Genomic DNA, 10,104 nt, shown 5'->3' with positions numbered 1-10,104 from the left:
GCGCGGGGGAGCCGGTCGGCGAGCGCCGCGACCAGGGCGCCGGGGTCGGGCGGGTCGAGCAGGACCACCGGCTGGCTTGCCCGGGGCCGCAGTCGTGCCAGTTGCTCGGGGCTGACCAGCCGGGCGTTGAGCCGGTCAGCGAGCGTTGCGGCCAGCGGTGGGGCGCCGCAGACCAGGGGGCGGGGGCGCCAGATCATGCCGCCAGCCGTGCCGCGATCCGCGCGGCGAGGGTCGCTGTGGGTGCGGCGAGGTCGAGCGCCTCGATCGCGGCGCGGTGTTCGAGCCCGCCCCGGTGCCAGCGTGCGAGCAGCGCCGCGGTGCTGCCGCCGCTACCGGCGAGCAGCAGCAGCGGGGCGGGTTCGGCGAGGGCGAGTTCGAGGTCGAGCCGGGTGATCTCGCCGCCGCCGACGGCGAGGGTGAGCCGCGGTCGGGGCCCGGCGAGCAGCGCCGAGATCCGGCGGATCCACGGCGACTCGTCGCCCCAGCGTGCCCCCGGGATGAGGACCAGATGACTGTGGTTGGGTTCGGCGCGGGTGGTGCCGTGCGGCGCGACGGTGGCGCGCGGCGCCACCCCGAGCAGCGGGAAGCGGGCGTGGCAGACGGCCCGGGCCCGGCCCATCTGCGCCATCACCCCGCAGTCGGTGCCGCCGTCGACCACCGTGGCGTCGAGTGTCTCGAGCCGGGGCGCGAGCGCGCGCAGCAGCGCGCCGAGCGGCTCGGCGAGCGCGGGGTCGAGCCGCGCCGCGCCGCCGATCAGGGTGAGCACCGGGCGCGGTCGATCGAACCCCAGCGCCGCGAGCATCGCGTCGAGGTCCTCGGGGCCTGTGGGTTCGAGCCGCAGCGGGCCGGGGGCGGCGCGGGTCATCGCGGTCGGGGCCTGCTCACTCGGAGCGGTAGTAGACCTCGCCGGCCTCGTCCTCGACGGTGACCACCAGCGGAATGCCCTGGCGGATACTCGCCGAGACCACGCAGAACTCCTCGAACAGGTCCTTGCAGCGACCGAAACGCGGCGATTGGGTGACCGCTTCGGTGACGATCAGGCGCACCTCGAGCTGGCCGATGCGCAGGCGCTTCTGCGCGTTGCGGGTCATCACGCAGCTGGCCTCGGCGCGCAGACAGCCGGCGGGCGGGTCGTCCTTGAACAGACAGAACAGCAGGCTGGCGCCGAGGCAGTCGGCGGTGGCGGCGGTGAGCAGGCGCGAGGCGTTGGGCCCGCGGCACTCGCCCAGCGGCGGCTCGCCGTCGAGCAGCAGGTCGGGGGTCTGCGGCCAGTCGAAGGCGACCTTGACCTGATATCCCTCGCGCTGCTCGAGCGCGATGCTGAAACGGCCTTCCTCGGACATGGTGGCTCCTGTGATTCTGTTCGTGACGCCGCTCGGGCGACGCGGTCTGGTTGCAATCCGTGGGTCCGCCGTCCGGGCGTATGGGTGGCCCGAGCCGTGATCCGGGCCGCGCCGCGTGGCGGTGTGTCGTCGGGGCCGAGGGCCCGCTCAGGTCTCGATCCGGGTACCGAGCAGCTCGGCGAAGCGCCGTATCCACTCGGGGTGCGCGGGCCAGGCCGGGGCGGTGACCAGCTGACCGTCGACATAGGCGTTGGTGAGGGTGTCGTTGACCTCGCACCAGCTGCCCCCGGCGCGTTCGAGTTCGGGGCGCACGGCGGGGTAGGCGGTGCACTGCTTGCCCTCGAGGACCCCGGCGGCGGCGAGGATCTGCTGGCCGTGACAGATCGCGGCGATCGGCTTGTCGCCGGCGGCGAAGTGACGCACCAGCTCGATGACGCGCAGGTCGAGGCGCAGGTATTCGGGGGCGCGCCCGCCGGGGATGATCAGGGCGTCGTAGCGGCTGGGGTCGATCTTGTCGAAGTCGGCGGTGATGGCGAAGTTGTGGCCGGGCTTCTCGCTGTAGGTCTGGTCGCCCTCGAAGTCGTGGATCGCGGTGCGGACCTTGTCGCCGGCGGCCTTGTCCGGGCAGACGGCGTGGACGCTGTGCCCGAGCAGCTGCAGCATCTGGAAGGGGACCATCGCCTCGTAGTCTTCGACATAGTCTCCGACCAACATCAGGATCTTCTTCTCGGCCATGTGTTTCGTCCTCCTGAAACGGCGTCGCGTGGGGGTGGGCAGACTATAACACCGGGATCGCGCGGGGCGTGTGCGGCTGACCAACGATCCACGCCAATCGGGTATGATCGAACGTTTTGCGGGAGGATCCCGGTCCGTGGCAAGCGGTAACGACGGGCTGGCGCGCGCCGCCGGCTGGATGGGGTTGGCGCTCTTGTCCTTCGCCGCGCTCGCGGTCTCGGCGCGCGAGTCGCTCGCGGCGATGTCCCCGGCGCAATTCCTGTTCCTGCGCACCCTGCTCGGGCTGCCGCTGTTGGTCGGTCTGGGGGTGCTGCTCGCGCCCGGGTTCATGCGTACCCGGCGCTGGCGATTGCACCTGTTGCGCAACCTGTTCCACTATGGCGGCCAGCTCTGCTGGATCGGCGCGATCGGGCTGTTGCCGCTGGCGCTGGTGTTCGCGCTCGAGTTCACCACCCCGGTGTGGGCCGCGCTGCTGGCACTGGTCTTCCTCGGTGAGCGGCTCGGGCGTGGCCGCCTGGTGGCGCTGGTCGCCGGCTTGGTCGGTGTGCTGCTGATCACCCGACCGGGGTTGCAGCCGTTCGACGCGGGGATGGCACTGGGATTGCTGGCCGCGCTCGGTTTCGCCGTCACCATGGTCGCCACCAAGGGGCTGACCCGACACGACTCGGTCTTCACCATCCTGTTCTGGATGCTGACGATCCAGCTGCTCCTCGGCCTGCCCGTGGCGCTCTGGGTCTGGCAACCGATCGGTTGGAGCGAGCTGCCCTGGCTGCTGGTGGCGGCGGTGACCGGCATCAGCGCCCATCTCGGCGTGGCCAATGCCTTCCGTCACGCCGACGCCACCCTGGTGCTGCCGATGGACTTCCTGCGCCTGCCGCTGATCGCCCTGGTCGGCGCGCTGTGCTATGGCGAGGGGCTCGACCCCTGGGTGCTGGGCGGCGGTGTGCTGATCCTCGCCGGCAATCTGTACAGTCTGCGTCGCGAGCGGCGCGGCTGATGCGTGCGTCACCCGGAGGTGGCGCGCCCCTTCGCGTCCCGGGCGTCCGGTCGGAGAGGACCGGTCGTCCCCAGACCCCCTGAATTGACGAGGTGAATCGATGACGATGAGCGCCAATCCGCGCCGGGTGGCGGCATGGATCTGAATCTGTTGTGGCACTCACTGCGCCCGCTGGTGTTCCGCTTCGACCCGGAGCGCGCACACCGCATGACCCTGGCGGCGCTGGCGCGCTGGTCGGAGCGTTTCGATGGTCGGCTGGTCGCCGGCGATCCGGCCCATGCCCATCCGCGCGAGGTGATGGGGCTGCGTTTCCCCAACCCCTTCGGTCTGGCCGCCGGGCTGGACAAGGACGCCGAGGCGATCCCCGCCTGGCAGGCGCTCGGTTTCGGTTTCATCGAGGTCGGTACGGTGACCGCGCAGGCCCAGCCCGGCAACCCGCGTCCGCGGCTGTTCCGCCTGCCCGAGGACGAGGCGATCATCAACCGCATGGGCTTCAACAACGCCGGTGCCGACCGGGTGGCGCGACGGCTGCGGCGGTTGCGCGAGCGCGACCTGCTGCAGGTGCCGCTCGGGGTCAATATCGGCAAGTCCAAGGTGACCCCGGCCGAGCGTGCCGCCGAGGACTATCGCTACAGCTTCGAGCGCCTCGGCGAGCTGGCCGACTATGTGGTGGTCAACATCTCCAGCCCGAACACCCCGGGGCTGCGCGATTTGCAGCGTGTCGACGAGGTCAAGCGCATCGTCGAGACCATCCAGGAGCCCAACCAGCGTCTCGCGCGGCCCCGACCGCTGCTGGTCAAGCTCGCGCCCGATCTCGCCGACGGCGATGCCATCGACTGCGCGCGCGCCGCGCTCGAGGCCGGTTGTGCCGGACTGATCCTGACCAACACCACCATCGCCCGCGAGGGGTTGCGCAGCCGCACCGAGGGCATGGCCGGCGGGCTCTCGGGGCGCCCGCTGCAGGCGCGCAGCACCGCGCTGCTGGCGACGGTGCGCGAGGCGCTGGGGCCGGAGCCGACGCTGATCGGGGTCGGCGGGGTGCGTGATGTGCCCAGCGCGCGCGCCAAGTTCGCCGCCGGCGCGGATCTGGCGCAGGTCTACACCGGGCTGATCTATCGCGGCCCGGGCCTGGTGCGCGAACTGCTCGAGGCGCTCGACTGAGCCACGCTCGTCGGGTCAGTCGTCATCCTCGCCCTGGCGCCATTCACTGGCGTCGAGTCGGGCGAGGACGGCGCCGCCGTGATGGTGCTGGATCGGCGAGACATGGATGGCGAGCAGGCGTGCCCCCTCGTCCGTTGAGGTGAAGTCGACCACGACCCCGGCGGAGTCACCCTCGAGTACCGCGCGGATCCCCGCACGCAGGTCACGCCCGCGCGGGTGTTCGTCGTCCGGCCCGAGCAGTCGCAACGCGCGCTCGTAACCGGCGCCGGGACCGGTATCGCTGAGCGACGGATCACCCGCGCCTCGCGCCGCCTCGCGCCAGCTGTGGTTGATCTGGGTGATGATGCCCTGGGGGTCGAGGACCGCGATCTGCTCGGGGAGTGAGTCGAGCACCGCCTGCAATCGCTCGATGTCGTGCAGGCTGGTGATGTCGACAAAGGTCGAGACCGCCCCGCGCGCCTCGCCTGCGCGCACCGCGTAGGGCAGCACCCGGGCCAGATAGATGCGGCCGTTGGCCGCGGCGATCTCGCGCTGCAGCATCTCGCCGCTGGCGATGGTGCGGCGCAGCTCATCGATGAAGTCCGGATACTGCAACAGGTTGGTGAAGTCGTCGATCGGGCGGCCGAGGTCGCCGTTGCGGATCTTGAACAGGGTGGTCGCCTCGGGGGTGAAGCGGGTCAGGCGCAGCTCGGCGTCGACGAACACCGTGGCGATGGCCGCGGCCTTGGCCATGCCGTCGAGATCGGCGTTGAGCCGGTTGAGGATCTCGATCTTCTCCTGGTTCTCGGCATTGACCGTGTAGAGTTCCTCGTTGACCGACTGCAGCTCCTCGTTGGAGCTCTGCAGCTCCTCGTTGGAGGCCATCAGCTCCTCGTTGGTCGCCTGTAACTCCTCGTTGGCCGTCTCCAGCTCCTCGATGGTCGCCTGCAGGCTCTCGCGGGTGGCCGCCAGCTCGCGCTCCAGGTTCTCGACCCGCTGTGCGGTCTCGTCGTCGAGATCGAGCGTCTCCATCCCCGGGCGCGACACGATCTCCTGCGGCTCGGACTCGAACGAGAGCAGCAGATGACGCTCGGACTGGGGCGCGTCATAGGGTCTGACCACCATGCGCAACCGCTCGCGCTCGCCCGAGGGCAGCTCGATGCCGAGCTGGTCCGAACGCATCGCCGTGCCGCTGCGCGCGCACTTGTAGAGTAGCGCCTGGGCCACCGAGACCAGCGGCCGGGGCAGCAGCTTGGCGATGTCGAGCGTGGCGCTGCCCTCGCCGATGCGCAGATAGCGCGCCGCCTCGCCGAAGACGTGCAGCAGCTCGCCGTGGGCGTTGAGCAGCAGGGTGGTGGGGGCGTAGTCGCGCAGCAGGATCGACTGACCGGCGTCGATGGCTGCGGCGTCGGTCGATTGATAGCGGCTGCGCGGGCTGTACTGGCGTGGTCCGGCGGCGCTGGTCGGCGGGCGCGATGGGGTGGCGGTGTCGAGCGGCAGCGAGACGTGGCGCAGCACACGATAGATCTTGTGGCGCGAGTTGACCGCGGTGAAGTCGGTGTGCAGATCGGCCAGGGTCTCGCTCGGTCCGAGCAGCAGATAGCCGCCGGGGGAGAGGGCGTACTGGATGCGCCGCAGCGCCCGCTCCTGGGCCTGGGTGCGGAAGTAGATCAGCAGGTTGCGACAGGAGACCAGGTCCATGCGGGTGAAGGGCGGGTCCTCGAGCAGGTTGTGACGCGCGAAGACGATGTTCTGGCGGATCTCGTTCTTGACCACGAAGTGGTTGCCGCGCTTGTAGAAGAAGCGCTCGAGTCGTTCGGGCGAGATCTCGGCGGCGATCGCCTCGGAGAACACCCCGGCGCCGCCGACCTCGACGTTCTGTTGCTCGACGTCGGTGGCGAAGAGCTTGAAGCTCGGCCAGCGGCGCTCGCGATCGAAGGCCTCGGCGAACAGGATCGCCAGGGTATAGGCCTCCTCGCCGGTGGAGACGCCGGGCACCCAGACCCGGATCGGCTGGTTCTCGCCGCGTTCGCTGACGATCGAGCGGATCACCGTCTGGTCGAGGATCTCGAAGGTGTCGGGGTCGCGGAAGAAACTGGTCACCGGGATCAGCAGCTCGCGGCGCAGTACCGCCAGCTCGCCGCGATCGCTGTCGAGCAGGCGCACATAGTTGTGCAGATCGGGGGTGTGACGCACCTGCATGCGCCGCTCGATGCGGCGCATCACCGTGGCCGGCTTGTAGTCGCGGAAGTTGATCCCGCCCTGGTGCTTGAGGAGATGCATCGCCTCGTCGAGGGCGTCGTCCTTGTCGAAGGTCGGGCCCTGGGGCGAGGTCTCGGTCTTGATCTGCGGGGCCTGGTTGATGAACTCGATCAGCCTGGGGCCGAGGTCGTCCGGCGACAGCGTGGCATCGACCAGACCGGTGGCGATGACGCTGCGCGGCATGCCGTCGAACTTGGCCGACTCCGGATCCTGGGCGAGCAGCAGGCCGCCGGCGTCGTTGATCGCCACCGCGCCACGGGTGCCGTCGGATCCGGTGCCCGAGAGCACCACGCCGATGGCGTGTTTGCCGAACTCCTTGGCCAGCGAGGTGAAGAAGAGGTCGATCGGCAGCGCCAGGCCACGCGGGTTCTTGGGGCTGAGGCGCAGCGCATCGCCGAGCACCGTCATCATGTTCGCCGGCGGGATCAGGTGGACGCGATTGGGCTCGAGCCGCATGCCGTCGGTGACGGTCACCACCGGCATCTCGGTATGACGGGCGAGCAGGTTGCCCATCATGCTCTTGTGGTCGGGCGAGAGATGCTGGATCACCACATAGGCCGCGCCCGAGTCCGAGGGCAGGCATTGGAAGAAGCGCTCCAGCGCGTCGAGTCCGCCGGCCGAGGCGCCGATGGCCACCACGTAGCCGTCGTGCCTGTCATTGCCTCGTGGACCGGGGGTGTCTTGGGTCGTCTCTGACACGCTGGACATCGTCAGCTCTCTCCTCGAGTTTGGGTGCGTCCGGCTGCGGTGGCGGCGATCGCTCAGCGCTGCTCCGGGGCTGGGGCACGGCTCCATCTCGCTCGCCCCATCGGCAAGCATGCATCAGCCGCTGGGACGACGCCAGGGAGTTGAGGGGCGCCGCCGGGAGGCCGGCGGTCGGGACCAGCCGACCGCGACCGGGTGTGACCGTCCACCGGTCGGTCTCTCGTCCCTGACGATGCCCGGCATCGATATGGCGCTCGCTCAGCCAGGAGAACGCGAACAGCGGCACGGCGGTGATGAGCAGCGCGCAGCCAAATAGGTCAGGGTGACGCTGGTGATCGACCGGGGGCCGGATCAGTGCGTCGCGGAGCGTGGCGACCGGGCCAAGTGCGCCGAACATCACCAGGTTGCATTCGTGGTGGAACGGCTGCAAACGGCAGGACGATGGCGCGCGCCCGCCGAGGCGGGCGAACGTGGGCACGGGGCGCCGCCCATGGCGTAGTCGGCCAGTGCTCGGCGATGCCCGGAGGGGGAATGGGACTCAGTCGGGTGACGGGCCCCAGTTCTGGCGCTGGTGCTGCGCCTGCGCGGCAGCGAACTCGTCGGCGTCGACGCGACCATCGCCGTTGCTGTCGACCTCCTCGAAGCTCGGTGCCGAGGCGAGGTTGCGCATCATGTAGCCCTGCTGCGAGCGCTCGGCGATACGCTGGCCGCGGCCCTCGTAGAACTCCTGCTCGTCGAGCCAACCGTTGCCGTCGCGGTCGAAGTCGGCCAGGTCCGGCATGTCGCGACCCATGCCGCCGCGCTGCCGCATCCGTGCCTGCTGACCGGCGGTGAGTTCGGCGGGGGTGAGCTGGCCGTCGCCGTCCTGGTCGAAGTCGGCGAACGCCGGCATGCCTGGGCCTCCACCGGGGCGACGCGTCTGGTGGAAGGCGTCGAACTCCTGTTGGCTGATCAGGCCGTTGCCGTCGCCATCGAGTGCGGCGAACGGCATGGGGCCGCCCATCGGTTGGGCGAGCGCCGCAAGGCTGACCCCGGCGCCGAGGCCGAGGGCAAGGGTGAACATCCGGATCTGTGATGGCATCTCTGGGGTCTCCGGTGAGTGTGCTGGCGTCGTTCCGGTACATGGCGCGTGGCCAGCGATTCCGCGCCCGGTCTCGCACCGTCCTGTGCGGTGCGTGTCATCGCCCAGGTCCCGACCGGCGATCAGTCCCGCCAGTGGCCGAGCCCGGGGATGCGGACCTCGTCGTCCTCATAGATACCCGATTCGGCGCGTGGATGACAGCCTAGACAGTCACCGAGCGCGGGGATCGCCTGGCCGGCGCTGCCCTGCAACCGTGCGAGTTCGGCGTGCTCGTGGCGGAACGCCGTGGTCTCGGTGATGCGAGGCAGCCCGTTCGTCGGTGGCGGGTCGAGCCGCGCGGAGACGGTCGCATTGGCCTGCAGATAGTCGCTGATGGCGAGGCGCCGCGTCTCGTCGAGTTCGAGGGTCTCGCCATAGTGCGCAGCCAGTGACTGCGGGATCATGATCTGGCGCCAGTCGCGCGCGCTCAGCAGTGCCGGCTGATAGACCAGGTGGCAGTCGCCGCAGACGGCGCGGGTCGTCGGGTCGGTGACCGCGCCGAGACGGTCGTCATCGGCCGGTGCGGCACTGGTGAGTGTCAGCGCGAGCAGGGCGAACAGTGGGGTGATGCGCTGGGGCATTGGTATGGCTCCTTGGGTCCGGTTCGTTACTCGCGCTCGACGCGCTTGCGGCCGCTGATCATCGAGCCGATCAGGTTCTCCTGGTGGGCGAAGCTCGAGAACAGCACCCCGGCGACGTGGAGCAGGACCAGCAGCAGGGTGAGGTTGGCGAAGAACTCGTGCGCCCCCTCGATCAGCTCGGCGGTGTCGTGCGAGAGCCCGGCGGTGAGTCCGGCCAGGGGACCGGCGAACTCCTCGGCGCCGTAGAGCGCGAGTCCACTGAGTCCGGTGGCGCTCACCGTCAGCAGCAGTGCGACGACCATGGCGCCGCCGGCCGGGTTGTGGCCGAGATGGCGTGGTGCGCGCAGCCGGGCGGCGTCGCGCAGATAGTCGAGGGTGGCGCGGGGGCCGCGCACGAAGTCGCCGAAGCGGGCGTGCGTCGAGCCGACGAAGCCCCAGGTCACGCGGATCGCGATCAGCGCCAGGATCAGATAGCCGATCCACACATGGAGCGCGAGCGGATGGTCCTCGATGATGTAGGCGGCGGCGAAGCCCGCGGCCAGCGACCAGTGGAAGAGACGGACCAGCGGGTCCCAGACCCGGGTCTCGCTCGCGGTTTCGGGTGTCGGTGTCGTCATCGGTGTGCTCCGGTTCGGGTGAGTGGGCCTCGGCCCTGGTGATGTTGGCGACCAGCCTATCCACCCGCTGCTGAACCCCGGCTGTCGAGGGTTGTCAGCAAACCGTCAGCCGGGTTCGTGGCATCATGCCTCCATGGCCAAAGTCCCTCACATGCGCCCGATCGTCCTGCTGCTGCTCGTCAGCGTCTCGGCCGTCGCCCCGGCCGACGGACTCGACGATGTCGCCGATCACGATCGTGCCCGGCGCGCGCTCGAGCGTGGCGAGGTGCGCCCGATCGGCGAGATCCTGCGTGCGGTCTCGGCGCGGGTGCCGGGCGAGGTGGTGGGGGTGGAGTTCGAGCGTGAGCACGGCGGTTGGCGCTATGAGCTCAAGCTCATCGCCCCCGATGGCCGGCGGCTCGAGGTCGAGGTCGACGCCGCCACCGCCCGCATTCTCGAGGTAGAGGAGGACTGATGCGCATCCTGCTGGTGGAGGACGACGCCCGGCTCGCCGCCTCGGTGGGGCAGGCACTGGAGGCCGCCGGCTTCGTCCACGACTGGGTGGAGGACGGCGAGCGCGCTTGGTTCCTGGGCGATACCGAGCACTATGCCGCGGTCATCCTCG

At 70.1% G+C, this 10,104-nt stretch carries 12 protein-coding genes (1 of these 12 only partly in view); 4 read left to right on the top strand and 8 right to left on the bottom strand.

Going from position 1 to position 10,104, the window contains the following annotated elements:
- From EBL85_RS14380 to EBL85_RS14365, 4 genes are all read right to left on the bottom strand, one after another.
- Positions 1–197 (bottom strand): hypothetical protein (locus EBL85_RS14380; protein ID WP_148040557.1); only part of this gene is annotated, 197 nt, incomplete at its 3' end.
- Positions 194–865 carry a hypothetical protein gene (locus EBL85_RS14375; RefSeq protein ID WP_123141315.1) on the bottom strand — a complete coding sequence of 224 codons (672 nt, stop codon included), beginning with the start codon at positions 863–865 and terminating at the stop codon, positions 194–196. The genes EBL85_RS14380 and EBL85_RS14375, both read right to left, overlap by 4 nt.
- Positions 866–881: 16 nt before the next feature.
- The gene (locus EBL85_RS14370; RefSeq protein ID WP_123141314.1) at positions 882–1,343 is read right to left on the bottom strand and encodes an OsmC family protein; all 462 of its coding nucleotides are present in this window, start codon (positions 1,341–1,343) and stop codon (positions 882–884) included.
- 147 nt (positions 1,344–1,490) lie between these two features.
- The gene (locus EBL85_RS14365) at positions 1,491–2,078 is read right to left on the bottom strand and encodes a DJ-1/PfpI family protein (RefSeq protein WP_123141313.1); all 588 of its coding nucleotides are present in this window, start codon (positions 2,076–2,078) and stop codon (positions 1,491–1,493) included.
- 136 nt (positions 2,079–2,214) lie between these two features.
- Between EBL85_RS14365 and EBL85_RS14360 the strand changes: the two genes are divergently transcribed.
- Complete coding sequence (locus EBL85_RS14360; protein ID WP_123141312.1) at positions 2,215–3,075, top strand: DMT family transporter; 861 nt, start codon at positions 2,215–2,217, stop codon at positions 3,073–3,075.
- A 135-nt stretch (positions 3,076–3,210) separates the two neighbouring features.
- Positions 3,211–4,236, top strand: coding sequence for a quinone-dependent dihydroorotate dehydrogenase (locus EBL85_RS14355; protein ID WP_062273038.1), 1,026 nt, complete (start codon positions 3,211–3,213; stop codon positions 4,234–4,236).
- Between the two features lie 15 nt (positions 4,237–4,251).
- On the opposite strand, the gene EBL85_RS14350 is transcribed toward EBL85_RS14355, so the two are convergent.
- The 4 genes from EBL85_RS14350 to EBL85_RS14335 form a co-directional block, all read right to left on the bottom strand.
- Entirely contained in the window at positions 4,252–7,185 is a 2,934-nt protein-coding gene (locus EBL85_RS14350) for a chemotaxis protein CheB (RefSeq protein ID WP_123141311.1), read from the bottom strand.
- 535 nt (positions 7,186–7,720) lie between these two features.
- Positions 7,721–8,263, bottom strand: a complete 543-nt coding sequence (locus tag EBL85_RS14345) for an EF-hand domain-containing protein (RefSeq protein ID WP_123141309.1) — start codon at positions 8,261–8,263, stop codon at positions 7,721–7,723.
- Between the two features lie 122 nt (positions 8,264–8,385).
- Positions 8,386–8,883, bottom strand: coding sequence for a hypothetical protein (locus EBL85_RS14340; RefSeq protein ID WP_123143259.1), 498 nt, complete (start codon positions 8,881–8,883; stop codon positions 8,386–8,388).
- 26 nt (positions 8,884–8,909) lie between these two features.
- Positions 8,910–9,500 (bottom strand): cytochrome b/b6 domain-containing protein, encoded by a 591-nt coding sequence (locus EBL85_RS14335; RefSeq protein ID WP_123141307.1) that lies wholly within the window; start codon positions 9,498–9,500, stop codon positions 8,910–8,912.
- Positions 9,501–9,651: 151 nt separating this feature from the next.
- On the opposite strand from EBL85_RS14335, the gene EBL85_RS14330 reads away from it, so the two are divergent.
- On the top strand, positions 9,652–9,954 hold the full coding sequence (locus tag EBL85_RS14330) for a PepSY domain-containing protein (RefSeq protein WP_223806159.1): 303 nt from the start codon (positions 9,652–9,654) through the stop codon (positions 9,952–9,954).
- Positions 9,954–10,104, top strand: partial view of a response regulator transcription factor gene (locus tag EBL85_RS14325; protein ID WP_123141305.1) — the beginning only. The gene runs 515 nt beyond the window's last position; only the first 151 of its 666 coding nucleotides appear in the window; the start codon lies at positions 9,954–9,956; its stop codon lies off the right edge, out of view. The genes EBL85_RS14330 and EBL85_RS14325 overlap by 1 nt, the downstream gene beginning before the upstream one ends.

Origin of the sequence: Marichromatium sp. AB32 (genome assembly GCF_003718675.1) — a bacterium.
GTDB classification, from domain to species: Bacteria; Pseudomonadota; Gammaproteobacteria; order Chromatiales; family Chromatiaceae; genus Marichromatium; species Marichromatium gracile.
The sequence above is the reverse complement of the archived record's forward strand: the minus strand, read 5'-3'. Positions and strand labels throughout refer to the sequence as shown.

Coding starts and splice junctions, on each gene's coding strand:
- EBL85_RS14350 (WP_123141311.1), bottom strand. CDS start 7,185: ATGTCCAGCGTGTCAGAGACGACCCAAGACACCCCCGGTCCACGAGGC.
- EBL85_RS14370 (WP_123141314.1), bottom strand. CDS start 1,343: ATGTCCGAGGAAGGCCGTTTCAGCATCGCGCTCGAGCAGCGCGAGGGA.
- EBL85_RS14335 (WP_123141307.1), bottom strand. CDS start 9,500: ATGACGACACCGACACCCGAAACCGCGAGCGAGACCCGGGTCTGGGAC.
- EBL85_RS14365 (WP_123141313.1), bottom strand. CDS start 2,078: ATGGCCGAGAAGAAGATCCTGATGTTGGTCGGAGACTATGTCGAAGAC.
- EBL85_RS14330 (WP_223806159.1), top strand. CDS start 9,652: ATGCGCCCGATCGTCCTGCTGCTGCTCGTCAGCGTCTCGGCCGTCGCC.
- EBL85_RS14340 (WP_123143259.1), bottom strand. CDS start 8,883: ATGCCCCAGCGCATCACCCCACTGTTCGCCCTGCTCGCGCTGACACTC.
- EBL85_RS14355 (WP_062273038.1), top strand. CDS start 3,211: ATGGATCTGAATCTGTTGTGGCACTCACTGCGCCCGCTGGTGTTCCGC.
- EBL85_RS14345 (WP_123141309.1), bottom strand. CDS start 8,263: ATGCCATCACAGATCCGGATGTTCACCCTTGCCCTCGGCCTCGGCGCC.
- EBL85_RS14375 (WP_123141315.1), bottom strand. CDS start 865: ATGACCCGCGCCGCCCCCGGCCCGCTGCGGCTCGAACCCACAGGCCCC.